Raw genomic sequence first — 23,554 nt, forward strand, 5'->3', positions numbered from 1 at the left:
ATCCCGCGCCGCTCGACCGGAGGTGCCTGGTGAACCTGGAGCTCAGTGCGGAGCAGTCCGCCGTCCGCGATCTCGCCCGCGCGTTCGCCGAGCGCGAGATCACCCCGTACGCGGCCGGGTGGGACCGCGCCGAAAGCGTGGACCGGGCCATCGTCAAGAAGCTCGGCGACGTCGGCTTCCTGGGTCTGACCGTCCCCGAGGAGTACGGCGGCTCCGGCGGCGACCACCTCTCCTACGTCCTGGTCACCGAGGAGCTCGGCCGCGCGGACTCCGCCGTGCGCGGCATCGTCTCGGTCTCCCTCGGCCTGGTCGCCAAGACCATCGCCGCCTGGGGTGACGAGGAGCAGAAGCGGTCCTGGCTGCCCCGCCTCTGCGCGGGTGACGCGCTCGGCTGCTTCGGCCTCACCGAGCCCGGCACCGGCTCCGACGCCGGCAGTCTCACCACCCGCGCCGTGCGCGAGGGGGACGCGTACGTCATCAGCGGCGGCAAGACGTTCATCACCAACGGGACCTGGGCCGACGTGGTCCTGCTCTTCGCCCGTACCAACGAGCTGCCCGGCCACCGCGGGATCTCCGCCTTCCTCGTCCCGGCCGACGCCCCCGGCCTGACCCGCCGCGAGATCCACGGCAAACTCGGCCTGCGCGGCCAGGCCACCGCCGAACTCGCCCTCGACGGCGTCCGCGTGCCCGCTTCCGCGATGCTCGGCCCCGAGGGCAAGGGCTTCTCCGTCGCCATGTCGGCCCTCGCCAAGGGCAGGATGTCGGTCGCCGCGGGCTGTGTCGGCATCGCGCAGGCGGCGCTCGACGCGGCCGTCGCCTACGCCGCCCAGCGCGAGCAGTTCGGCAAGCCCATCGCCGGGCACCAGCTGGTCCAGGAGCTGATCGCCGACATCTCCGTCGACGTGGACGCGGCGCGCCTGCTGACCTGGCGGGTCGCCGACCTGATCGACCGCGGCCGGCCCTTCGCCACCGAATCCTCCACGGCCAAGCTCTTCGCCTCCGAGGCCGCCGTCCGCGCGGCGGGGAACGCCCTCCAGGTGCACGGCGGTTACGGCTACGTCGATGAGTACCCGGCCGGCAAACTCCTGCGCGACGCCCGCGTGATGACCCTGTACGAGGGCACCAGTCAGATCCAGAAGCTGCTGATCGGCCGTGCCCGTACGGGAGTTTCGGCGTTCTGACGCGGCGCGCCGACGCGGGATGAGTACGTGCGTGAGTACGAGCGCGGATGTGACCGGGGCGGCCCCGGCGCGACGCTGGACCCATGAACGAGACACCGGTCAAGCAGCAGAACACGGGGGCTTACTACGGCCAGGCCGTCGCCTCCTTCGGCGTGGCCATCGCCGCCGTGGCCCTGGGGATCTACAACATGGACGCCGACGGCTGGGTGCGCGCCTTCCTCGGCATCGCGGTCCTGTACCTCACCACCTCGGCCTTCACCCTCGCCAAGGTGGTCCGCGACCGGCAGGAGGTCACCCAGATCGTCAGCCGTGTCGACCAGGCCCGGATGGAGAAGATGATGGCGGAGTACGACCCCTACGCGCCGAAGGCGCACGGCGGCCAGCCGGCCTAGGGCGCGGAGCGGCCCGGAGGGCGGAGCGCCCCGGAAAGCCTAAGCGCTTGCTCACCCTCCGGTAAGCTGTCCCTTCCCATCGGGGCATCAGTGCGCCGGGGTGCCACGGGGCAGCGTTCGCGAAGAGGGTGAGACGGCGATGGACAGCGCGCAGGAGACGGCCGACGGCTATCAGCCGTGGTCGAAGGTGACTCCCGACGCCGCGCGGCGGCTGCTCGTCGCGGCCGTCGAGGCCTTCGCGGAGCGTGGGTACCACGCCACCACCACGCGTGACATCGCCGGGCGGGCCGGCATGAGCCCGGCCGCGCTCTACATCCACTACAAGACCAAGGAAGAGCTGCTCCACCGGATCAGCCGGATCGGCCACGACAAGGCCCTGGAGATCCTGGACACCGCCGCCTCGGGCCCCGGAACCGCCGCCGAGCGGCTCACCGAGGCCGTACGGTCCTTCGTGCGGTGGCACGCGGCCCATCACACCACCGCGCGCGTGGTCCAGTACGAGCTCGATGCTCTCGGTCCGGAGCACCGCTCCGAAATCGTGGCGCTGCGGCGGCAGAGCGACGCCGCCGTCCGCCGCATCGTCGCGGACGGGGTCGCCTCGGGCGAGTTCGCCGTCCCCGACGTCCCCGGCACCACCCTCGCCGTCCTCTCGCTCTGCATCGACGTCGCCCGCTGGTTCAGCACGGACGGCCGCCGCACGCCCGAGGAGGTCGGCGCGCTCTACGCCGACCTCGTGCTCCGGATGGTGGGCGCCCGCCCCGGCGGGGACCCCCGGAACTGACCCGGGAACCGTCGCGAGCCGTCGAGAGTCCTCGGGGGCTGTTCGGGAGCCCCTCCGGGAGCCCTCCGGGAGCCCTCCGGGGCCCTCCTGGGGCCGTTCGGAAGAGCGGCTCAGAAGTAGTAGCGGGACACCGACGCCGCCACGCACACCGGCTTCTCGCCGCCCTCGCGCTCGACCGTGACGGTCGCCGACACCTGGACGCCGCCGCCCGCCTCCACGACCTCCGTGATCAGCGCGGTCGCGCGCAGTCGTGAGCCGACCGGCACCGGCGCCGGGAAGCGCACCTTGTCGACCCCGTAGTTGATGCCCATCCTCATGCCCTCGACCCGCATGATCTGCGGCACGAGGCTCGGCAGCAGCGACAGCGTGAGGTATCCGTGCGCGATGGTGGAACCGAAGGGCCCGCTCGCGGCCCGCTCCGGGTCCACGTGGATCCACTGGTGGTCGCCGGTGGCGTCCGCGAAGAGGTCGATCCGCTTCTGGTCCACCTCCAGCCAGTCGCTCGGGCCGAGCGGTTCGCCGACCCCGGCGGTCAGCTCCTCGGCGGACGTGAAGATCCTCGGCTCGGACATGCCCGTACCTCTTCCTGGCTAATAAGCGCTTGCTCAGCGGGCCCAGCATGCGGGGACCGCATGTATCTGTCAACGACGGGCCCGTCCACCGATGTCGGCCCGGCCGACTACGCTCGGCGGTGTGCCGCAGATTCCCGAGAAAGTCCACGAGCTCACCGTCGGCCAGCTGTCCGCGCGCAGCGGCGCGGCCGTCTCCGCGCTGCACTTCTACGAGACCAAGGGCCTGATCACCAGCCGGCGCACCACCGGCAACCAGCGGCGCTACAGCCGTGACGCGCTGCGCCGCGTGGCCTTCGTGCGCGCCGCCCAGCGCGTCGGGATCCCCCTCGCCAGCATCCGCGACGCCCTCGCCCAGCTCCCCGAAGGCCGCACCCCCACCCGCGAGGACTGGGCCCGCCTCTCCGTCAGCTGGCGCGCCGAGCTCGACCACCGCATCACGCAACTGGGCCGCCTGCGGGACCACTTGACCGACTGCATCGGCTGCGGCTGCCTCTCCCTGGAGAACTGCGCGCTGTCCAACCCGGACGACGTCTTCGGCGACAGCCTCACCGGCTCCCGGCTGTAGCGGCCCACCCCCGGGCGGCGTGGGGAGGGCCGGCCCGCCCGCAGGGCCCCGCGCACCGTTCGGCGACCGGTTGGGCTCAGGCCGCCCCGGCCAGGCCGGGACCGCCCGCCAGGGACTCCGCGAGCGCCGGTCTGGGCACCACGATCCCGCAGCCCGCGCACACCGGCCCGTCCCACGCCCACACCGCGGTCGCGGACGCCGAGGCCGTCGGCCAGCGCAGCTCCCGCGTCCCGCAGACCGGGCACACCGTCCCCGGCTCCGATTCCAGTGCCGTCACCAGCCGCCGCAGCACCTCGCCCAGCGCCCCCTGCGGCCGGATCCCCGGGTCGGCGCACCGCACCACCGCGTCCCCGCTCCCGCCCCAGGCCCACTCGGGCCGGCGCAGCCCGTCGTGCTTCTCCCGCCGCCGGCGCTCCGCGAACTGGCGCTCGTACTCCAGCCAGACCGCCCGCGCCTCCTCCAGCTCCTCCAGCGCGGCCACCAGCCGCGACGGGTCGGCGGCCCGGTCCTCCGGGCCGATCCCGTGCCGGTCGCACAGGTGCCACCAGGTCGCGCGGTGTCCGTAGGGGGCGAACCGCTCCAGGCAGCGGCGCAGCGAGTGGCGCCGCAGGGCACGGTCGTTGCGCGCATCGCGCACCTGGTGGGCCAGACTCCGAAAACCCGCCATCACACCTTCACCTCCGCCGCGCACCGCGTACCGCGCATCGATCTGCTCCCGTGTGCCCAACATGCCCTGACTGGTGTGGGCGCATGCGGGGGCGGTCGAGGCGTACGGGTGGCACATGGCCGGAAGTCAGCGCCCCATGCGCCCCGCGGCGACCACCAGCCGGGCCAGCTCCTCGTGGCAGATGTCGCTGTGCGCCCCCGAGGGGGCCCCGCCGCGGCGGACCACCGAACCCGCGTCCACGCTGACGCAGCCCGCCGCCGGCAGCCCGCCGCGCAGGGCCGCGTCGAGGGTCAGCCGCGGCGCTCCCGGCACGCCCCGCACCCCGTCGTGCCCGATCGCGCCCCACCGTTCGTCGAAACCGAGGAGACCGGCCGAATCGCCGGCCATCCGGGAGGCCAGCGGATAGAACACCTTGAGGGAGGAGTCGTAGTCGGAGTGGCAGGCCGACACCGGGCCGTCGACCCTGGCCTGCAGTCCGCGCAGCGCGCCGCCGCGGCCGGGATCGTGGGGCAGGCTGTCGGTGAACGCGTAGTGGGAGAAGGCTCCTTGGAGGAGCGTCACGGACTTCACGTTCCGTGCCCCGCCCGGCAGCGCGCGCAGCGCGAAGGACACCACCCGGCCGCCGAAGCTGTGGCCGATGAGGTGGACCCGCAGGGCGGGCCGGCGGCCGGACAGCTCCGCCAGTACCGGGCCGAGGCCGTGCTCGCCGACCACCCCGGCCCGCGCCTTCATCTGGTAGTACGTCGCCTGGCGCAGCACCTCCTTGGCGCCGTTCCACAGCGTCCGCAGCCCGCCGCCGACCGAGAATCCGGGGTCGGGGCCATCGGAGGGGCGCCCGGCGGAGTCCTCCCGCCGGCCGGCGCCGGCGCGGGCCAGCGCCTCGGTGAAGGTCCGGCACACCTCGATGACGTCCTCCGTGAGGAAGGCGGGGACCTCGCGCGGAGCGAAGGCCGCCGCCAGGTCGTCGCCCGAGCCGACTCCGTCGACCCCGGCCAGCTCCCGGACCAGCGCCCCGAACTCGGTGAACGCCGCTTCCCGCGCGGGACGCTGCGCCAGCAGCTCGGTGATCCGGTCCAGCTCCGCCGCCCGGCCCGGCCAGAACGCGCCGAGGGCCTGCCGGGTGGCCGGGTCCAGGGCCGCCCCGTCGCCCGGCGCCGCGGTGCCCCACGGATCGCCGGCCGCACCGGCCGCCCCGCCGACCGCGGCTGCGGCCGCCCCGCCGACCCCGCCGCCGACCGCCCTGCCGACCGCCCTGCCGACCGCCCCGCCAGGGCCGTCGAAGTCGGGGATCGGCTCGTCCGAGAAGCGGATCGAGGGCCACACGACCCCCACGTATCCCAGCCGCACCCCGGTCCCCACCAGGTCCGCGAAGGGGGCGTAGAAGCGGTCGAAGAGCCGGACCGCCGTGGACCGGTCGGAGTTCCATCCGTGGGCGAAGACCAGCAGATCCGTGGCCTCGATCCCGAAGACCGCCTCCCGCGCGCCGGGGGCCACGTCACCCTCGGAGTCGAAGGTCAGCTCCACGTACGGGCGGACCCCGATCCCCGCCGCCCCCGTAGCCAGTGCGCCGATGCCCACCATGACGTTCCCCCTCCACGCCGCGTACCTCTCCGACAGCATCCTGCGGACGCGCCCGCCCGGCCAGACCCCTCGCGGCCCCTCTCGGATCCCGCGGCGGGAGCGGGAGCGGGAGCTCCGTGGGGCGACCCGCCGGAGGCCGCCCCCTCAGGGATAGAGCAGGTACTTCTCCCGCACCGCGGCGAACCGCGCCAGCCCCGCCGCCCAGTCGCCGGCGATCTCCTCGACCCCCGCCCCCGCGTCGGCCATCAGCCGCACCCGGTCGGAGCCCGTCAGCCGGTCGATCCAGTGGTCCGGCCGCCACGCGAAGCCGCTCCACGTCCGCCGCGCGGTCACCAGCAGCCCGATGCCGGCCCGTACCGGGTCGAAGGCCTCCCGGTCGTGCACGAGCAGCCGGACCCCGCCGCACGCCTTCCCGGAGAACTTGGAGAAGGAAGGCGTGAAATAGGCCTCGCGGAACCACACCCCGGGCAGTTCCAGCGCGTTCGCCGCCTCCGCCCACCGCCGGTCCAGGCCCTCCGCGCCGAGCAGTTCGAAGGGGGTGGTCGTACCGCGCCCTTCGGACAGGTTCGTCCCCTCGAACAGGCAGGTGCCCGCGTAGGCGAGGGCCGTGCCCGGGGTCGGCATGTTCGGGCTCGGCGGCACCCAGGGCAGCCCGGTCGCGTCGAAGAACGACCCGCGCCGCCACCCGGTCATCGGCACCACGCGCAGCCACGGGGCCCGCGCGGCGCGGCCGCTCCCGGTGAGGAACTCGCCCGCGAAGAGACCGGCCAGCTCGCCCGCCGTCATCCCGTGGGCGAGCGCGATCGGCTCCCGGCCCACGAAGCTCGCGTACGGGCGCTGCAGGACGGGCCCGGCCGCCCGCCGGCCCCCGACCGGGTTGGGCCGGTCCAGCACCACCACCGCCTTGCCGGCGAGGGCGGCCGCGCGCATGCAGTCGTAGAGGGTCCACATGTAGGTGTAGAAGCGGGCGCCGACGTCCTGGACGTCGAAGACGACGGTGTCGATCCCGGCCGCCGTGAAGACGTCGGCGAGGCGCTGGCCGCTCTTGTCGTACGTGTCGTACACGGGCAGCCCGGTCGCCGGATCCCGCCCGGCCCCCTCCGAACCGCCCGCCTGGGCGGTGCCGCGGAAGCCGTGCTCGGGGCCGAACACGGCGACCAGGTCCACGCGCTCGTCGGCGTGCAGGACGTCGACGAGGTGGCGGGCGTCGGCGGTGATCCCGGTGGGGTTGGTGACCACGCCGACCCGCTGACCGGCCAGTACGGCGTACCCGTCCGCGGCGAGGCACTCGAACCCGGTCCGCACGCGGTCGGGCGCCGGGGCGGGAGCCGGGGCCGCGCCCCGACCGGCGGCCGCGGTACCGGCCGCGGCATTCGCAGGGGTCCGCGCGGTCCCGGCAGCCCCCGCGGTCCCCGTGCGCTCCGTGGCTGTGGCCACGGACACTCCGGCGGCCTGGGCGGCCCCCAGGCCCCCCGCGGCTCCGGCCAGACCCAGCAACCCTCGTCGCGACAGCGTCATCGCGCCAAACTAGGGCGCGGCCCCCTTCCGTACCGACATACCGACTGGTTAGTCTGCCGGTGATCCGGCATCGGCAGCAGGCCACGAAGGGTGGACCCGTGAACGCGTTCCAGGACCAGCGAGTCGTCGTCACCGGAGCGGGCGGCGGCATCGGAGCCGCCCTCGCCCGCCGTTTCGCCGCCGAGGGAGCCACCGTCGCGGTCAACGACCTCGACCCCGCCAAGGCCGCGTCCGTCGCGGACGAGATCGGCGCCCGCGCCGTCGCCGTGCCCGGCGACGCCTCCGCGGTCGTCGCGCAGGCCCGCGAGGCGCTCGGCGGCACGGTGGACGTGTACTGCGCCAACGCCGGACTGGCCTCCGGGGGTGACGCCTTCGCCGAGGAGGCCGTCTGGGAAGCGGCCTGGGACACCAACGTCATGGCCCACGTCCGCGCCGCCCGGCTGCTGCTGCCCGACTGGCTGGAGCGCGAGAGCGGCCGTTTCGTGTCCACGGTCTCGGCCGCAGGGCTGCTGACCATGATCGGAGCGGCCCCGTACAGTGTCACCAAGCACGGCGCGCTCGCCTTCGCGGAATGGCTCTCGCTGACCTACCGCCACCGCGGCGTCCAGGTCCACGCGATCTGCCCGCAGGGGGTCCGGACCGACATGCTCACCGCGGCGGGATCGGCGGGCGAGCTGGTCCTCGCGCCGACCGCGATCGAGCCGGAAGCGGTCGCGGACGCCCTGTTCGACGGCATGGAGAAGGGGCGGTTCCTGATCCTTCCGCACCCCGAGGTCGCGGACTTCTACGCGGCCCGCGCCACCGAGCCGGACCGCTGGCTCAGCGGGATGAACCGCCTCCAACGCACATGGGAGACCCGATGACCCAGGCCGGGCCGACCCGGGGCACGCCGACGCCCGGCACCCCCCTCCCGCCCGCTCCGGCCCCGGCCGGCGAGCCTGCGGCGGCCGGGCTCCCGGCCGCTCCGGCTCCGGCCCCGGCCGCTCCGGTCCCGGCCGCCAGGCCTTCGGCCGCCTCCTCCTACGCCGCCAAGCCCTGGCTCGCCCGCCTCACCGCGGTCCAGCGGGCCCCGGTCGAGCCCGCGCCCAGCGTGCTGCACGCCTTCCGCGCCGCCGTCGCCCGCGCCCCCGGGCGCACCGCGCTCGCCTACTTCGACGGCCGCGTCGGCTACGCCGAGGCCGACGCCCTCTCCGATTCCCTCGCCGGCCACCTCGCCGCCCGCGGCATCCGCCGCGGGGACCGGGTCGCGGTCATGCTCCAGAACACCCCGCACTTCGTGCTCGCCGTCCTGGCCGCCTGGAAGGCCGGGGCGGTCGTGGTCCCGCTCAACCCGATGTACAAGGCGGGCGAGATGGGCCACATCCTGCGCGACTCCGGGGCCGCCGCGCTGGTGTGCGACGTACGCGCCTGGCCGGCGTACCTGCGCGAGGCCGCGCGCGGGACCGGCGTGCGGACCGTCCTGACCGCCTGCGACCTGGACTTCCAGACCCGCGACGACATACGCGTCCTCGCGCCGCGCCGCCCGGACCGGCCGGCCGGCACCGCCGCCGCGGCCGGTGAGCCAGCGACCGGACCGGCAGCCGAACCCGCGACCGAACCGGCCACCGAACCGGCCACCGAACAGACCACCGAACCGGCCACCGGCGCCCCTGACCTGCCCGCCGACCTCGCCACCGTGGCCCGCCAGGGCCACCCCGCCCCGCCGGATCCGGGACTCACCGCCACCGACACCGCCCTCATCAGCTACACCTCCGGCACCAGCGGCACCCCCAAGGGCGCCATGAACCCGCACGGCGCGCTCACCCACAACGCCACCCGGCAGGTCACCGGCCACCCCCTCCCCGAGGGCGCCGGCTACTTCGCCCTCGCGCCGCTCTTCCACATCACCGGCATGGTCTGCGAGCTCGCCGCCTGCTTCACCAACGCGGGCACCCTCGTCCTCGCCCACCGCTTCGACGCCGGGGTGGTCCTCGACGCGTTCCTCGAGCACCGCCCCGCCTACACCGTCGGCCCGGCCACCGCCTTCATGGCGCTCGCCGCCCACCCCGGCGTCACCCCCGGCCACTTCGCCTCGTTCCAGGTGGTCTCCTCCGGCGGAGCCCCGCTGCCGCCCGCCCTCGTCGAACGCCTCCGCGCCGCCTTCGGCTTCTACCTGCGCAACGGCTACGGCCTCACCGAGTGCACCGCCCCCTGCGCCACCGTGCCCGCGCACCTCGAGGCCCCGGTGGACCCCGTCTCCGGAACCCTCTCCGTGGGCGTGCCCGGCGCCGACACCGTCGTACGCATCCTCGACGAGGGCGGGGCCGAGGTCCCCTTCGGCGAGACCGGCGAGATAGCCGTCCGCGGACCCCAGGTCGTCCCGGGCTACTGGGGACTGCCCGCCGACACCGCGAAGGCCTTCCCGGACGGCGAACTGCGCACCGGAGACGTCGGGTTCATGGACGCGGACGGCTGGCTCTACGTCGTCGACCGCAAGAAGGACATGATCAACGCGTCCGGTTTCAAGGTCTGGCCGCGCGAGGTCGAGGACGTGCTGTACACCCACCCCGCCGTGCGCGAGGCGGCCGTCGTCGGCATCCCGGACCCCTACCGCGGCGAGAGCGTGAAGGCCTACGTCAGCCTGCGCCCCGGGACCACGGCCGAGCCCGCGGAACTGTCCGCGTACTGCGCCGAGCGCATCGCCGCGTACAAATACCCGCGCCAGGTGGAGATCCTGCCTGTCCTTCCGAAGACGACCAGTGGCAAGATCCTGCGACGGGAACTGCGCGACCGGGACCTCGGCTGAAAAGAGCCGTCGGCGGGGTCGACGCGAGGGATCACGAAAGGAAGGCGAGCGCCATGGCCGCCAAGATCACGACGGAGACCGTCGGCGCACACGAGGCCCCGGTACCGCAGCGGCTGCTGGCCGTCGCGACCAGGCTGTTCGCCGAGCGCGGCTACGACCGGACCTCGGTGCAGGAGATCGTCGAGGCGGCCGGGGTCACCAAGGGCGCGCTCTACCACTACTTCGGTTCCAAGGACGATCTGCTCCACGAGGTGTACGCGCGCATGCTGCGGCTCCAGCAGCAGCGGCTGGACGCGGTGGCCGAATCCGACGCACCCGTCGAGGAGCGGCTGCGTGCCGCGGCCGCCGACGTGGTCGTCACCACCATCGAGAACCTCGACGACGCGGCGATCTTCTTCCGGTCGATGCACCAGCTGAGCCCGGAGAAGTTCAAGCAGGTGCGGTCGGAGCGCCGGCGCTATCACGAGCGGTTCCGGGCGCTGGTCGAGGAGGGCCAGCGCGCCGGGGTCTTCTCGACCGCGACCCCGGCCGACCTGGTGGTGGACTACCACTTCGGATCCGTCCACCACCTGTCGACCTGGTACCGCGAGGACGGCCCGCTCACCCCGCAGCAGGTCGCCGACCACCTCGCGGACCTGCTGCTGCGCGCGCTGCGCCCGTAGCGGCCGGTCACCGCCGAGGCCGCTCACACCGACGCGTTCGCGAGCGCCGGGTAGTCGTTGTACCCCTCCGCCCCCTGTACGTGCATCAGGAACTCGGGGCGGAGCTCGTTGAGGGGGGCGCCCGTCCGCAGCCGCTCCACGAAGTCGGGATTGGCGAGGAAGCCCCGGCCCAGCGAGACCAGGTCGGCGCCCTCCGCCAGGAGCCCCGCGGCGACGCTCTTGCCGCCGTCAGCCTCGAACTGCTCCCGGGAGAGCAGCTGGTTGGCGATCAGCGTGCCCGGCCAGGCCTTGCGGTGCTCCCGGAGCCGGGGCCGTTCCTGGCCGGTGTAGAGGACGTGGAGGTAGACCGGGCCGATCTCCGCCAGGGCCGCCAGCAGCGCCGGGTAGATCTCCTCCGTATCGCCCTCGTCGATGCCGTTGACGTCCACTCCGGGCGAGATCCGTACGCCGACCCGCTCCGGCCCGATGGCCTCGGCGACGGCCCGGACCACCTCGACGGCGAACCGGATCCGGTGGGCCACCGGGCCGCCCCATCCATCGGTCCGCAGGTTGGTGTTCTTCGCCAGGAACTGGTGGGGCAGGAAACCGTTGGCGGCGTGCACTTCCACCCCCGCGAAACCGGCCTCCACGGCGTTGCGGGCGGCGGCCGCGAAGTCGGCGACGGCGGACCGGATGTCCTCGGCCGTCATCGCGCGCGGGACGACGCCGTCCCGCAGCCCGCCGGGGGTGTGCAGCTGCTCGGGGAGCCGTACGGCGGACGGCGCGAGCGGGACGTGCCCGCTGGTGTCGGGGTGGCCGACCCGACCACCGTGCTCGAGCTGGAGGAACATCGCCGCACCGCCGCCCCGGCCGTCGGCGCCCGCGCGCACCGCGTCGGTGACCCGCCGCCAGCCGGAGATCTGTTCCGCGGTGTGGATGCCGGGGATGTTCGGGTACGCCTGCCCCACGGCGCTCGGCGCGGTGCCCTCGGCGATGATCAGACCGGCCGTGGCGCGCTGCGCGTAGTGCACGGCCATCAGCTCCCCGGGGACCCCGTCGGCGTTCGCGCGATGGCGGGTCAGAGGGGCCATCACGAGGCGGTTGGGGAGCGCCAGGGAGCCGAGGGCGGCGGACTCGAAGAGGCGGGAGACGGGGGGAAGGAGCTGCTGTGTGTGCGTCATGCCCGTAACGTAAAACCTGACATCAGTGTCAGATTCAAGTCCTAGACGGCAGGGGTGGGGCATGCGGATCGGTGAACTGGCGGCGCGCACCGGAGTCAGCGAGCGCTCGCTGCGCTACTACGAGACCCAGGGGCTGCTCGTGTCCGACCGGACGCCCGGCGGCCACCGCGATTTCGCGGAGCGGGCGGTGGACCGGGTGATCCGGATCCAGGAGCTCTACGCGGCGGGTCTGCACAGCTCGAAGATCAGGATGATCCTGCCGTGCATGCGCGACGCGGACGGCGGGCCGAACATACGGGCCACCCCGGCGCTCGTCGCGGAGCTGAAGACGGAACGGGACCGGATCGACCGGCTGATCGCCGATCTGCTCCGGTCCCGGGACGTGCTGGACGAGGTCATCGACACGGCGGCGGGTCGCGCCCCCACCGGGCCGGCGGCCGTCGCGCGGTCGCGGCACTAGCGGCCGAGCGGGACCACGTCGCGGCCCCAGGTCTCCTTGGCCACCACGGCGAAGGAGATGTACCAGGCGACGAGCGCGGTGAAGAGGCCGAGGAAGCCGCCGGTGTGGCCGAGGGCCGTGCTCTGCGCCAGGTCGCCGAGGGCGAGGAAGAGGAAGGTCAGCGCCAGCGAGACGAAGAGCACCCGGTGCGCGACGTCCAGCTTCATGGCCGCGATCGACATGTACGCGGTGAAGAGGAACCAGGCCACGAGGAACCAGCCGGTGGCCACGTGCGCCTGGTCGGCGGGCAGCGTCGGCACGACGAACTTCACGTAGGCCGCGAAGGACATCCAGAACGCGCCGTACGAGACGAACGCCGTGGTCCCGAAGGTGTTGCCGCGGCGGAACTCCATCAGGCCCGCGGCGAACTGCGCGAGGCCGCCGTAGAACAGTGCCAGCGGCAGGACGACGGCGCTGAGTGCGGCGTTGGAGATCAGCCCCGAGTTGAAGAGGCTGAGCACGAAGGTGGTGAGGGCGAACGCCGCCAGGCCGAGCGGGCCGGGATGGGCCAGCCCGGCCGCCGGGGCCACGGGTGCGGGTGCGGTGGCGGCGACGGCCGGGGCCGCCGGCGCCGGGGTCAGGGTGGAGCTGGGCATGGCGGTGTCCGCTTTCAGTTCGGGTGCATACCGAATATATCGGACCTTCCTGGTGGTCTGGACCAATCTGGCGTATCTGTGGGTCGGCGGCGTGCGGGTCAGCGGTACTGCTTGAGCTCCCGGTGCGCGAGCGACCGCTGGTGCACCTCGTCCGGCCCGTCCGCCAGCCGCAGCGTCCGCGCCGCCGCCCACAGTTCCGCCAGCGGGAAGTCCTGGCTGACTCCGCCCGCGCCGTGCAGCTGCACCGCCTGGTCGAGGATCCCGACGACCGCCCGTGGGGTCGCGATCTTGATGGCCTGGATCTCCGTGTGCGCGCCCCGATTCCCGACCGTGTCCATCAGCCAGGCCGTCTTCAGCACCAGCAGCCGCAGCTGCTCGACCGTCACCCTGGCGTCCGCGATCCAGTTCTGTACGACGCCCTGGGCGGCCAGCTCCTTGCCGAAGGCGCTGCGGCCGATCGCGCGGCGGCACATCAGCTCGATGGCGCGCTCCGCCATCCCGATGAGCCGCATGCAGTGGTGGATCCGGCCCGGCCCCAGCCGGGCCTGGGCGATGGCGAAGCCGCCGCCCTCCTCGCCGATCAGGTTCGCCGCCGGGACGCGGGCCCCGTCGAAGACCACCTCGGCGTGGCCGCCGTGGTCGTGGTCCTCGTACCCGTACACCGTCATCGCGCGCCGGACCTCGACGCCCGGGGTGTCCCGGGGGACCAGGATCATGGACTGCTGGCGGCGCGGGTCGGACCCGTCGGGGTCGGTCTTGCCCATGACGATGAAGACCTTGCAGTCCGGGTTCATGGCGCCGGAGATGTACCACTTGCGCCCGGTGACCACGTACGCGTCACCCTCGCGTTCGATCCGGGTCTCGATGTTCGTCGCGTCCGAGGAGGCCACCTCGGGCTCGGTCATCGCGAAGGCCGACCGGATCTCCCCGGCCAGCAGCGGCTCCAGCCACTGCTTCTTCTGCCCCTTGCTCGCGAACTGCGCGAGCAGTTCCATGTTCCCGGTGTCCGGGGCCGCGCAGTTCGTCGCCATCGGCGCCAGGTGCGGGCTGCGGCCGGTGATCTCGGCGAGCGGGGCGTACTGCAGGTTGGTCAGCCCGGCGCCGTGCTCCGCGTCGGACGGGCCGTGCTGGTCGACGAAGAACAGGTTCCAGAGCCCCTGGCGGCGCGCCTCGGCCTTCAGTTCGCCGAACACGGCCGGGGTGTCCCAGGGCGAGGCCAGCCGTGCGCGCTGCTCGGCGGCGACCGGTTCCGCCGGGTAGACGTACTCGTCCATGAACGCGAGCAGCCGCCCGCGCAGTTCCTCGGTCCGGGCGTCGAATGCGAAATCCATCGGGGGCTCCTCAGCCTTCCTGGAGGGTGGTCAGACCGTGCTCGATGAAGACCGGGACCAGCTCGCCGATCCGGTCGAAGCCCGCGCCGACGGTCTGCCCGAGCGTGAACCGGTAGTGGATGCCCTCGAGGATCACCGCGAGCTTGAACCACGCGAAGGCCGTGTACCAGGCGATCCGCGAGGCGTCCCGGCCCGAGCGCGCCGCGTACCGCTCGATCAGCTCGGCGGGCGAGGGGTGCCCGGGAGCTCCGCTGGTCGTGCTGACCGGGGAGTCGGTCAGACCCAGGTCGGAGCTGTACATCACCAGCAGCCCGAGGTCGGTCAGCGGATCGCCGAGCGTGGACATCTCCCAGTCCAGCACCGCCCGGATCGCGTCCGTGCCGGACGGGGACCCGTCGATCAGCACGTTGTCCAGGCGGAAGTCCCCGTGGACGACCGTGGGCGCGGGGGAGTCGGGCAGGGCCCGGCCGAGCGCGCCGTGCAGTTCGTCGATCCCGGCCAGCTCCCGCCCCCGGGAGGCCGCGAGCTGCTTGCCCCAGCGGCGCAGCTGGCGGTCCAGGAAGCCCTCGGGCCGGCCGAAGTCGTCCAGACCCACCGCTCGCGGATCCACCGCGTGCAGGTCGACCAGGGTGTCCACGAGGCCCAGGACCGCCCGCCGGGTCCGCTCGGGGCCGAGCGCGGCCAGCTGGCCGGCCGTACGGAACGGCACCCCGTCCACGTACTCCATGACGTAGAACGGCGCGCCGAGCACCGTCTCGTCCTCGCAGAGCAGCAGCGGCTCCGGCACCGGGACCGCCGTGCCGTGCAGGGCCGCGATGACCCGGTGCTCGCGCCGCATGTCGTGCGCGGTCGCCAGGACGTGGCCCAGCGGCGGCCTGCGCACCACCCAGCGGGAACGGCCGTCGCCGACCTCGTACGTCAGGTTCGACCGGCCGCCCTCGATCAGCCGCCCGGTCAGCGGCCCGGCCGCGAGGCCCGGCCGCACGCGGTCGAGATGGCCCCGCAGCCGCTCCAGATCGAGGCCCCGGGGGCCGGATGGGGCCGATGGCGCTGCCGGCACTGAGGACATGGTGCGCACCTCCGTACGGAGTGGACGGTGACGGAACGGACGCGACCCATCATGCCGACCAGTCGGTATGCCGTCCAGGGTGCGGGCCGAAGAAACACCTCCGGACCGCCCGCCCGGATCAGGCGTGGCAGAGGATCGGCGTCCCGCCGTTCATCACCGTCATGTCCCGCAGCACCGCCAGGATGTCCAGCGGGACCCCTTCCGGCTCCCCGGCCAGCTCCGCGTACGCCCGGTGCAGGTTGGCCACCAGCCGCTCGCTCTCCCGCCAGGCCGCGAACTCGCCGAGATCGGCCTGCCGTGCCGCCTCCAGCGGGGTCAGCCCCTTCGCGCGCCCCTCCCGGGCGAGTTCGGCCACGTACCGCAGGTAGCGCTCGGTGGCCTCGTAGGCGCCGGCGTCGGTCAGCGGGCCGTGGCCCGGTACGACGGTCTCCGCGCCCAGCGAGCGCAGCAGCTCCAGCGCCCGCAGCGACCCGGCCAGCGAGCCCATCGCCAGGAACGGCGTGCCCTGCGCGAAGACCAGGTCCCCGGTGAACACGATCCGCTGCTCGGGCAGCCACACGATCGAGTCGCCCGTGGTGTGCGCGACGCCCGGGTGGATGACCCGCACCTCGGTCTCCCCGACGTGCAGCGTCATCCGGTGGCTGTACGTCAGATCGGGCGCGGTGATGGCTATGTCGCCGAAATCGGTCGCCGGCCAGATCATCTCCAGCTGGTGCCCGGCCGCGAGCTGCTCGGACCGCGCGTTGTCGTGCCCCACGATCAGCGCCTCGGGGGCGAACACGCCGTTGCCGTAGGTGTGGTCGCCGTGGTGGTGGGTGTTGACCACGGTGCGGGGGAGGGGCGCCCCGGCGGACTCCACCGCGGCGCGCAGGGCCAGCGCCCGCCGCTCGGTGGCGGCGGTGTCCACGAGCAGGGTCCGGCCGCCGCCGGTCACGAAGCCGGCGTTGTTCAGGCACCAGCCGCCGTCGGGCTGCACGTAGGCGTACACCCCGGCCGCGGGCTGGACGAGGTACGGCTCTTCCACGGGCATCTGCGCTCTCCCCAGGTCGCGGTGACGGGCTGTCGGCATCCTGCCAGTCGCGGCGCCGCGGGGGGAGGGCGGGGTTCACCCGCGGGCTTCGGCCGCCGCCGGCCGGACGGCGCCAGTGGCGGGACGCCGTCGGCGGCCGGACGGCGTCAGGGCCGGACGGCGTCAGTGGTCGTCGTAGTGGCCGTCGTGCTCGGCGTGGCGGTGGCCGTCGTGCACGTAGTCGACGTGGTCCCCGTGCCGGACGGACGCGTGCCCGCAGTCCGGGCCGTGCGTGTGCGCGTGGCTCCCGTGTGCGGTGTGCCCGGCCGGCTCGCATTCGTCCCAGTGGCCGGAGTGCTCGCGGTGCAGGTGTCCGTCGTGGGCGTAGTCGACGTGGTCGCCGTGCTCGACCCGCGGGTGGCCGCAGTCCGGGCCGTGCGCGTGCGCGTGCTCGTCCGCCGGGTGCTCTCGGTGCATGGTCGTCATGGCGCCGAGGCTAGTGCGCATAGTTCCGAATATCCCGTTGTGTCCCGCTACGCGCCGCGGTGGCGCGAAAAGGCGGACCGTCGGGTCGTCGGGTCGTCGGGTGGTCGGGTGGTCGGGTCAGACGATGACCGCCATGGCGAAGACGGCGAACGCCACCGTGCACGCCGTCGCCGCGAGGACCGCACGCGGCGACGGGGCGCCGGGCGCCGCCGCCAGCTCCCGCATCCGCCGGTGCGCCACCCACAGGAACGCCAGCCAGAGCAGCGCGATCACCGCCACCCCCACCAGTGCCACGGGTGAGCCGCTGGTGCGCAGGGCCTGGCGCAGCGCCAGTACGGCCGTCACCGAGCACGTGAGCGTCGTACGCCGCCACGCGAGCCGGGTCCGCTCCGGCTGCAGCCCCGCGTCACGGCCGCCGTCCCCGACCGGGGTGCTCATCGCCCGGTGGTCCAGCCCAGCAGCACGACCACCATCATCGTCACCGCCACCAGCCCCACGCCCAGGCTCAGCACCACCGGGAACCGGGACAGCGGAAGGTCCTCGCCGCGCCGCATCGCCCGCTCGCACCGCACCCAGTGGTTCACCGCCCGCAGCGCGCAGGCCGCGCCCACCGCGAGCAGCGCGAGCGCCATCCCGACGCGCACCGCCCACCGCAGGTCGGGCAGGAACTGGTCCACGGCGAACCCGCCGCCGACCAGGGCCAGGGCGGTCCGGATCCAGGCCAGGAAGGTCCGCTCGTTGGCCAGCGAGAACCGGTAGTCGGGGGTCTCGCCCTCCTCCTTCACCCGCTCGGGGGCGAACCAGAGCCGTACGTCCTTGCCGAAGTCGATCACCCGGCCAATCTACTGGCGCCCCGCCTCAGCGGCGCCCCGACGGAGAGCCGGGCAGAGCCCGGAACTCCCGGAGCCGCCGGTACGCCTCCAGTCCGTCCGGCACCCACGGCCAGGATCCGTCCCCGGCCCGCTCCGCCACCTCCTCCTCCGGGAGCCACGCGTGCCAGGCCACCTCCGAGGCCTGCGGCCGGACCGGCGGCTCGCAGCGGACCTCGTGCACGTACGACCACCAGGCCCCGCCCGGGCCCTCGTACAGGAACTTGAACAGCGGTTCCGGCTGCGCGAGCCCCGCCACCCCGAGCTCCTCCTCGGCCTCCCGCAGCGCGGCCCCCGCGTAGCTCTCGCCCGCGCCGAGCACTCCGCCCACGAACATGTCGTAGTGCGAGGGGAACACCAGCTTCGACGCGGTCCGCCGGTGCACGAAGATCCGCCCCTGCCCGTCCCGGGCCAGGACGAACACGCACCGGTGGAGGAGCCCGGCCGCGTACACGTCCCCGCGCCGCGCCCGTCCCGTCACCCGGTCCTGCCGGTCCACCACGTCCAGTACCTCGTCGGCCGCGCTCATGGCTTCGTCCTCCCGCTGCTGTTGACTGGTTACCGCTCCGTAGCAAAGGATCGCCCCACCACCGACGGAGGACGGGTTTCGCATGACGTACGACGCAGACGTGATCGTGATCGGGGCCGGGCTCGCGGGCCTGGTGGCCACCGCCGAGCTCGTCGACGCCGGCCGCAAGGTCATCCTGCTGGACCAGGAGCCGGAACGGTCGATCGGCGGCCAGGCGCACTGGTCCTTCGGCGGCCTGTTCTTCGTCGACTCGCCCGAGCAGCGCCGCATGCGCATCAAGGACACCCGCGAGCTGGCCCTCCAGGACTGGCACGGCACCGCCGGCTTCGACCGCGAGGAGGACGCCTGGCCGCGCCGCTGGGCCGAGGCCTACGTGGACTTCGCGGCCGGCGAGAAGCGCCCCTGGCTGCACGCGCAGGGCGTCCGCTTCTTCCCCGTCGTCGGCTGGGCGGAACGCGGCGGCTACGACGCGAACGGCCACGGCAACTCCGTCCCCCGCTTCCACATCACCTGGGGCACCGGCCCCGGGCTGGTGGAGCCCTTCGAGCGCCGCGTACGGGCCGGCGTGGCCCGCGGCCTGGTCCAGCTGAGGTTCCGCCACCGGGTCACCGGGCTCTCCCGCACGGCGGGCACGCTCGACACCGTGACCGGCGAGGTCCTGGCGCCCTCCGACGCCGTACGGGGCGCCGCGAGCGGACGCGAGGCCACCGGGGAGTTCTCCCTGCGGGCCCAGGCCGTGATCGTGACCAGCGGCGGCATCGGCGGCAACCACGACCTCGTGCGCAAGCAGTGGCCGGCCCGGCTCGGCACCCCGCCCGAGCGGATGCTCTCCGGGGTTCCGGCGCACGTGGACGGCCTGATGCTCGGCATCGCGGAGGACGCGGGCGCCAGCCACATCAACAAGGACCGGATGTGGCACTACACGGAGGGCATCGAGAACTGGGACCCGATCTGGGCCCGGCACGGCATCCGCATCCTGCCCGGCCCGTCCTCGCTCTGGCTGGATGCCACCGGCAAGCGGCTGCCCGTACCGCTGTTCCCGGGCTTCGACACCCTCGGCACGCTCGACCACATCATGAAGACCGGCCACGACCACACCTGGTTCGTCCTCAACCAGCGGGTCATCGGCAAGGAGTTCGGGCTCTCGGGATCCGAGCAGAACCCCGACCTCACGGGCAAGTCGGTCCGCGGGGTCATCGACCGGGCGCGGCAGGCCGTCCCCGGGCCGGTGAAGGCCTTCATGGACAACGGCGTCGACTTCGTCGTGGAGAAGGACCTCTCCGCCCTCGTGCGCGGCATGAACGCGATCACGAAGGAAGGGCTCCTGGACGAGGAGACGGTCCGCCGTGAAATCGTCGCCCGGGACCGGGAGATCGCCAACCCCTTCACCAAGGACCTCCAGGTCACCGCGATCCACGGAGCCCGCAAGTACCTCGGCGACAAGCTGATCCGCACCGCCGCCCCGCACCGGATCCTGGACCCGGCGGCGGGCCCGCTGATCGCCGTCCGGCTCTCGATCCTGACCCGCAAGTCGCTGGGCGGGCTACAGACCGACCTCTCCTCCCGCGTCCTCACGGACACGGGCGAACCGCTGCCCGGGCTCTACGCGGCGGGCGAGGCCGCCGGCTTCGGCGGCGGCGGGGTCCACGGCTACCGCGCCCTGGAAGGCACCTTCCTCGGCGGCTGCATCTTCTCGGGCCGCGCGGCGGGCCGCGCCGCGGCCCGGGCGGTGGGCTGAGGCGGACGCGGCCCGGCCCCCGCCCGGTCCGCGGCTCCCGTCGGCCGGGGTGCGGGCGGACGTGCGGGTGCCGGTGACGTGCTCTAGTGTCGGAAGGGCGAGGGCGACCGCTGCGCGAGCCGTCGCCCCTCGGAGTGCCCGCTCCGCGCCGCCCCCGCCCGTGGTCCGGCGCACTCGCGGATCGCGTGACCGACCGAGAGAGCAGGTGCATCCGCATGCGTCCGTCGGCCCGTATCCCCAGCATCCTCGCCGGCCTGGTCCTGGCCGCCGGCGGCGCCCTCTTCGCCGCCCCGGCCGCCACCGCCGCCCCCACCAGCATCCAGGATTGCGAGCAGTACCTCGTACAGCACGGCAAGAAGGTCACGGACGCCGTCGGACAGGCCTGCTACCAGGGCGAGATCGGCAACCAGACCAGCTGCGTCGCCAGCCTCCAGGCGGCCGGCATCTCCGCGACGGACGCGAACGGGGCCTGCCGCGCGGCCCACTAGTGCCGCGTCGGGCAAGGTTTGCCCCTTGAGGAGCGGGAAACGCGCCATTCGGCCACGGACGTGTCCCCTTCGCCCTCGTCCACGGCATGCCGGAGGTCCACCTCCGCGAGCGGCAGGACGCGCACGTCCGTCACTTCCAGGACAGCCACCGGACGCTCCGCGGCGTCCGTGACCGCCATCCGCCCGCCCACCACCGGGCTCCAATGAGCGTCATGTGCATACCAGTTGAAACTGGCCACCCAGTGGACTGGACCTTGACGCGGAGCTGTGCGTACCGCTTTGCTGTGTGTGATCATCCGGCCACACAGTCCAACCGCCCGCGTCCTGGAGGGAATCCGCGGATGTCTCCGCCTCCGCCGCCCCTCGGCCGCGCCCGCAAGCGGGACGCCCAGCTCTTCGACCCGGCGCTCTGCGACCACGAACTGGTCGACGTGCGCGCCCAGTTCACCCAGGGCCGCTGGGCGAAGGCGCGCTCCCTCCTCGTCACCACCGGCGACGACTGGGACCGCCGCGGCCACCGGCTCGTCGTCCTCGCCGAGACCCCGGCCGCGACCGCCTGGGCCCGCGAATGGCTCCTCGCCGAACCGGAGAGCGCCGACGCCGTCACCCTCCTCGCCTGTGCGGCCGTCTTCAACGCCCTGCGCCGCAAAGGCACCCCCGAAGCGGCCGAGGAAGCCTGCCGCCGGGCCGCCGCCCTGTTCCCGGCCGACCCCACCCCCTGGCTCGGCCTGCTCCTCCTCACCCGCGCCTTCGGCACCGAAGAAGAGTTCAGCCGCCACTTCGACCAGGTGCGGGCCCGCCACCGCGAGCACCACCACGCCCACCACCTGATGGTCTCCAAGCTGGCGGAGCGCGCCCCCGCCGCCGGCCACGACCCGCTCCACGAGGTCTACGACTTCGCCGCCTGGGCCGCCGAGGAGTCCCCGGCCGACTCCCCGCTCGCCGTGCTCCCCGTCATCGCCCACGCCGAGCGCTACCGGGTCCTCGCCTCGGTCCACGGGCACACCCCCAGCCGCATCGCCGAGCACTGGTCCGGTCGCCGCGCCCGGCAGGTGCTGCGCGCCGCCTTCGACTGGTGGCTGGAGTGGGAGCGCGAGGACCACCCCCGCAACCGCGTGGACCTCAACTTCCTGGCGCACGCCAAGCTCTGCGAGGGCCGACCCGCCGAAGCCGCCGCCCTCTTCCACCGCATCGGCAGCCACGCCACCCGCGCCCCGTGGTCCTACCCCGACCTCGACCCGCACAAGGCGTTCCTCGCCGCGCGCAGCGCCGCGCTCGGCAGCGCCTGACCGAAGCCCAGCCCCGCTCAGCCCCGCTCAGTCCCGCTCAGTCCCCGCCCCCGAAAGGATGACCCCCATGCCGACGGGCAGACCCTCCACGCTCACCGACCCGGCAGGCTCCGCCGGCCCGGCCGAGATCCGGACGTACAAGGGCCAGGACCGCGCCCTGCGCGCCGACCGCCTCGGCACCGCCGGCCTGCTGCTCTCCGTCCTCGCGGCGAGCGCGCCCCTGATGGTGGTCGCGGGTGTCATGCCCACCACCTTCGGCGTCATGGGCATCGTCGGACAGCCCCTCCTGTTCGTCATCCTCGGCGCCGTCCTCGCGCTCTTCAGCATCGGCTACGCCGAGATGAGCCGGCACGTCCACAACGCCGGCGCCTTCTACGCGTACATCGCGCGCGGGCTCGGTCCCACCGCCGGCGCGGGCGCCTCGCTCGTCGCCCTCGTCGCGTACAGCGCGATGCAGGTCGGCGTCTACGGCATCCTCGGCTTCGAGGTCTCCGGCCTCTTCGCGACCTACTTCGACGTCGAACTCGCCTGGTGGATACCGGCCCTGGCCGCCGTCGTCCTGACCGGCGCCCTCGGCTGGCTGAAGATCGACCTCAACGCCAAGGTCATCGGCGTCCTCCTGCTCATCGAGGTCGTCCTGGTCGTCGTCTTCGACCTCGCCGCCCTCGGCAAGCCGGGCCCCGACGGCCTCTCGCTGCACGCCTTCAACCCCGAGACCCTCGGCGGCGCCGGACTGGGCACCGCCCTGTGCTTCTGCATCGCCGCCTTCGTCGGCTTCGAGCAGTCCCCGGTGTACGCCGAGGAGACCAGCAAGCCGCACATCATCGTCTCCCGCGTGATGTTCCTGGCCGTCGGCTTCGTCGCCCTCTTCTTCGCGCTCAGCGCCTGGGCCCTGACCGTCGCCACCGGCCCCGGTGAGGTGGTCAAGGCCTCCGCCGAAGCCGGCCCCGGACTGCTCTTCCAGCTCACCGAGAGCCGCCTGGGCGGCGCCTTCACCGACGTCCTGCACGTCCTGTTCCTGACCGGCATGTTCGCGGCGATGCTCAGCTTCCACAACGTCGTCGCCCGCTACGCCTTCGCGATGGGCCGCGAGGGCCTGCTCCCGGCCTCCTTCGGACGCACCAACGCCGGTACCGGCGCCCCCGGTACCGGCTCGCTCCTGCAGACCGTGGTCTCCGTGGTCGTCGTCCTCGCCTTCGCGTTCACCGACGACCTGCCGACCGGCGACCCCACCACGCCCGTCCTTCACCTGTTCACCTGGATGGGCAGCGTCGGAGCCCTCGGCGTGACCCTGCTGATGGCCGCCGCCTCCTTCGCCGTCATCGCCTTCTTCGTCCGCCGCGGCACGGCCGGCGCCCAGGTCTGGCGCCTGGTCGCGGCCGGGCTCGCCGGCCTCGCGCTGCTCGGCATCGCCTTCTGGACCGTCAAGGACTTCGGCGTCCTGGTCGGCGCCGAGAAGGGCTCCGCCCTCAGCTGGGTGCTGCCCGGGATCATCGCCGCCGCCGCCGTCGTGGGGCTGGCGTACGGCCTGGTCCTGCGCTCCCGCCGCCCCGAGGTCCACGCCCGCATCGGCCTGGGCAACGAGGCCTTCCGCCTCGACCAGGCCGCGGAGTCCGTGGACCAGGCGCCGTAGGCCCCGAACGCCCCGCGCGGCTGACCGGCACGCGCAAGACGACGAAGGGGGGGGCCCCCCCCGGCCGGGGGGCCCCCACGGCGTGGGCGGGCCCCCCGGGGGGCGCGGGCGGCGGGTTGTGCACCCGGGTCGGGGACTGGGGGGGGGCGCAGGC

25 protein-coding genes and 1 pseudogene are annotated in these 23,554 nt (G+C 73.8%); 12 read left to right on the forward strand and 14 right to left on the reverse strand.

What is annotated here, in order from left to right:
• Positions 1 to 29 precede the first annotated feature (29 nt).
• The 3 genes from ACWF9Z_RS22865 to ACWF9Z_RS22875 all read left to right on the forward strand — a co-directional run bounded on the left by ACWF9Z_RS22865 (position 30) and on the right by ACWF9Z_RS22875 (position 2,354).
• A complete protein-coding gene (locus ACWF9Z_RS22865) occupies positions 30 to 1,181 on the forward strand; it encodes an acyl-CoA dehydrogenase family protein (RefSeq protein ID WP_453604680.1) in 1,152 nt (383 codons plus the stop codon).
• Between the two features lie 83 nt (positions 1,182 to 1,264).
• The gene (locus ACWF9Z_RS22870) at positions 1,265 to 1,573 is read left to right on the forward strand and encodes a YiaA/YiaB family inner membrane protein (RefSeq protein WP_453604682.1); all 309 of its coding nucleotides are present in this window, start codon (positions 1,265 to 1,267) and stop codon (positions 1,571 to 1,573) included.
• Positions 1,574 to 1,712: 139 nt separating this feature from the next.
• Positions 1,713 to 2,354 carry a TetR/AcrR family transcriptional regulator gene (locus tag ACWF9Z_RS22875; protein WP_453604683.1) on the forward strand — a complete coding sequence of 214 codons (642 nt, stop codon included), beginning with the start codon at positions 1,713 to 1,715 and terminating at the stop codon, positions 2,352 to 2,354.
• A 110-nt stretch (positions 2,355 to 2,464) separates the two neighbouring features.
• On the opposite strand, the gene ACWF9Z_RS22880 is transcribed toward ACWF9Z_RS22875, so the two are convergent.
• Entirely contained in the window at positions 2,465 to 2,926 is a 462-nt protein-coding gene (locus ACWF9Z_RS22880; protein WP_453604684.1) for a MaoC family dehydratase, read from the reverse strand.
• A 121-nt stretch (positions 2,927 to 3,047) separates the two neighbouring features.
• Here ACWF9Z_RS22880 and soxR point away from each other — a divergent pair, with 121 nt between their 5' ends.
• Entirely contained in the window at positions 3,048 to 3,491 is a 444-nt protein-coding gene (soxR, locus tag ACWF9Z_RS22885) for a redox-sensitive transcriptional activator SoxR (protein ID WP_453604686.1), read from the forward strand.
• Between the two features lie 76 nt (positions 3,492 to 3,567).
• Here soxR and ACWF9Z_RS22890 read toward each other — a convergent pair whose 3' ends face one another.
• The 3 genes from ACWF9Z_RS22890 to ACWF9Z_RS22900 all read right to left on the reverse strand — a co-directional run bounded on the left by ACWF9Z_RS22890 (position 3,568) and on the right by ACWF9Z_RS22900 (position 7,257).
• Positions 3,568 to 4,158, reverse strand: a complete 591-nt coding sequence (locus tag ACWF9Z_RS22890) for a hypothetical protein (RefSeq protein WP_453604687.1) — start codon at positions 4,156 to 4,158, stop codon at positions 3,568 to 3,570.
• Between the two features lie 126 nt (positions 4,159 to 4,284).
• Positions 4,285 to 5,739 (reverse strand): serine-threonine protein kinase, encoded by a 1,455-nt coding sequence (locus tag ACWF9Z_RS22895; protein ID WP_453604689.1) that lies wholly within the window; start codon positions 5,737 to 5,739, stop codon positions 4,285 to 4,287.
• Positions 5,740 to 5,883: 144 nt separating this feature from the next.
• Entirely contained in the window at positions 5,884 to 7,257 is a 1,374-nt protein-coding gene (locus ACWF9Z_RS22900; protein ID WP_453604690.1) for an exo-beta-N-acetylmuramidase NamZ family protein, read from the reverse strand.
• A 98-nt stretch (positions 7,258 to 7,355) separates the two neighbouring features.
• Here ACWF9Z_RS22900 and ACWF9Z_RS22905 point away from each other — a divergent pair, with 98 nt between their 5' ends.
• The 3 genes from ACWF9Z_RS22905 to ACWF9Z_RS22915 are packed head-to-tail and all read left to right on the forward strand — an operon-like array spanning position 7,356 to position 10,704.
• Positions 7,356 to 8,120, forward strand: a complete 765-nt coding sequence (locus ACWF9Z_RS22905; protein WP_453604692.1) for an SDR family oxidoreductase — start codon at positions 7,356 to 7,358, stop codon at positions 8,118 to 8,120.
• Positions 8,117 to 10,042: an AMP-binding protein gene (locus ACWF9Z_RS22910; protein ID WP_453604694.1), complete on the forward strand. Its 1,926-nt coding sequence runs from the start codon at positions 8,117 to 8,119 to the stop codon at positions 10,040 to 10,042. The genes ACWF9Z_RS22905 and ACWF9Z_RS22910 overlap by 4 nt, the downstream gene beginning before the upstream one ends.
• A gap of 53 nt (positions 10,043 to 10,095) precedes the next feature.
• Complete coding sequence (locus tag ACWF9Z_RS22915; protein WP_453604695.1) at positions 10,096 to 10,704, forward strand: TetR/AcrR family transcriptional regulator; 609 nt, start codon at positions 10,096 to 10,098, stop codon at positions 10,702 to 10,704.
• A 23-nt stretch (positions 10,705 to 10,727) separates the two neighbouring features.
• Here ACWF9Z_RS22915 and ACWF9Z_RS22920 read toward each other — a convergent pair whose 3' ends face one another.
• A complete protein-coding gene (locus ACWF9Z_RS22920; RefSeq protein WP_453604697.1) occupies positions 10,728 to 11,864 on the reverse strand; it encodes an alkene reductase in 1,137 nt (378 codons plus the stop codon).
• 61 nt (positions 11,865 to 11,925) lie between these two features.
• Between ACWF9Z_RS22920 and ACWF9Z_RS22925 the strand changes: the two genes are divergently transcribed.
• On the forward strand, positions 11,926 to 12,324 hold the full coding sequence (locus ACWF9Z_RS22925; RefSeq protein WP_453604698.1) for a MerR family transcriptional regulator: 399 nt from the start codon (positions 11,926 to 11,928) through the stop codon (positions 12,322 to 12,324).
• Here the strand turns inward: ACWF9Z_RS22925 and ACWF9Z_RS22930 are convergent.
• The 8 genes from ACWF9Z_RS22930 to ACWF9Z_RS22965 form a co-directional block, all read right to left on the reverse strand.
• Complete coding sequence (locus tag ACWF9Z_RS22930) at positions 12,321 to 12,959, reverse strand: acetate uptake transporter (RefSeq protein WP_453604700.1); 639 nt, start codon at positions 12,957 to 12,959, stop codon at positions 12,321 to 12,323. The two genes, ACWF9Z_RS22925 and ACWF9Z_RS22930, sit on opposite strands and share 4 nt — an antisense overlap.
• Before the next feature lie 98 nt (positions 12,960 to 13,057).
• Positions 13,058 to 14,290 carry an acyl-CoA dehydrogenase family protein gene (locus ACWF9Z_RS22935; protein WP_453604702.1) on the reverse strand — a complete coding sequence of 411 codons (1,233 nt, stop codon included), beginning with the start codon at positions 14,288 to 14,290 and terminating at the stop codon, positions 13,058 to 13,060.
• A 10-nt stretch (positions 14,291 to 14,300) separates the two neighbouring features.
• The gene (locus tag ACWF9Z_RS22940) at positions 14,301 to 15,359 is read right to left on the reverse strand and encodes a phosphotransferase family protein (protein WP_453604704.1); all 1,059 of its coding nucleotides are present in this window, start codon (positions 15,357 to 15,359) and stop codon (positions 14,301 to 14,303) included.
• Positions 15,360 to 15,477: 118 nt separating this feature from the next.
• The gene (locus tag ACWF9Z_RS22945) at positions 15,478 to 16,389 is read right to left on the reverse strand and encodes an MBL fold metallo-hydrolase (RefSeq protein ID WP_453604705.1); all 912 of its coding nucleotides are present in this window, start codon (positions 16,387 to 16,389) and stop codon (positions 15,478 to 15,480) included.
• Positions 16,390 to 16,551: 162 nt separating this feature from the next.
• Positions 16,552 to 16,854 carry a hypothetical protein gene (locus ACWF9Z_RS22950; RefSeq protein ID WP_453604707.1) on the reverse strand — a complete coding sequence of 101 codons (303 nt, stop codon included), beginning with the start codon at positions 16,852 to 16,854 and terminating at the stop codon, positions 16,552 to 16,554.
• A 117-nt stretch (positions 16,855 to 16,971) separates the two neighbouring features.
• The gene (locus tag ACWF9Z_RS22955) at positions 16,972 to 17,292 is read right to left on the reverse strand and encodes a DUF202 domain-containing protein (RefSeq protein WP_453604709.1); all 321 of its coding nucleotides are present in this window, start codon (positions 17,290 to 17,292) and stop codon (positions 16,972 to 16,974) included.
• The gene (locus ACWF9Z_RS22960) at positions 17,289 to 17,687 is read right to left on the reverse strand and encodes a YidH family protein (protein WP_453604711.1); all 399 of its coding nucleotides are present in this window, start codon (positions 17,685 to 17,687) and stop codon (positions 17,289 to 17,291) included. The genes ACWF9Z_RS22955 and ACWF9Z_RS22960 overlap by 4 nt, the downstream gene beginning before the upstream one ends.
• Before the next feature lie 25 nt (positions 17,688 to 17,712).
• Positions 17,713 to 18,252 (reverse strand): NUDIX hydrolase, encoded by a 540-nt coding sequence (locus ACWF9Z_RS22965; RefSeq protein WP_453604713.1) that lies wholly within the window; start codon positions 18,250 to 18,252, stop codon positions 17,713 to 17,715.
• 82 nt (positions 18,253 to 18,334) lie between these two features.
• Here ACWF9Z_RS22965 and ACWF9Z_RS22970 point away from each other — a divergent pair, with 82 nt between their 5' ends.
• Positions 18,335 to 19,990, forward strand: coding sequence for an FAD-binding dehydrogenase (locus ACWF9Z_RS22970; protein ID WP_453604714.1), 1,656 nt, complete (start codon positions 18,335 to 18,337; stop codon positions 19,988 to 19,990).
• 215 nt (positions 19,991 to 20,205) lie between these two features.
• On the forward strand, positions 20,206 to 20,478 hold the full coding sequence (locus ACWF9Z_RS22975; RefSeq protein ID WP_453604716.1) for a hypothetical protein: 273 nt from the start codon (positions 20,206 to 20,208) through the stop codon (positions 20,476 to 20,478).
• 41 nt (positions 20,479 to 20,519) lie between these two features.
• Here ACWF9Z_RS22975 and ACWF9Z_RS22980 read toward each other — a convergent pair.
• Positions 20,520 to 20,675: pseudogene (locus ACWF9Z_RS22980) on the reverse strand (ASCH domain-containing protein); the annotation flags it as partial.
• Positions 20,676 to 20,819: 144 nt separating this feature from the next.
• Here ACWF9Z_RS22980 and ACWF9Z_RS22985 point away from each other — a divergent pair.
• Together ACWF9Z_RS22985 and ACWF9Z_RS22990 are read left to right on the forward strand one after the other, a co-directional pair.
• Positions 20,820 to 21,767 (forward strand): hypothetical protein, encoded by a 948-nt coding sequence (locus ACWF9Z_RS22985; RefSeq protein WP_453604718.1) that lies wholly within the window; start codon positions 20,820 to 20,822, stop codon positions 21,765 to 21,767.
• Positions 21,768 to 21,834: 67 nt separating this feature from the next.
• Positions 21,835 to 23,400, forward strand: coding sequence for an APC family permease (locus tag ACWF9Z_RS22990; protein WP_453604719.1), 1,566 nt, complete (start codon positions 21,835 to 21,837; stop codon positions 23,398 to 23,400).
• Positions 23,401 to 23,554 lie beyond the last annotated feature (154 nt).

This window comes from Streptomyces sp. NPDC054961, from assembly GCF_053609145.1.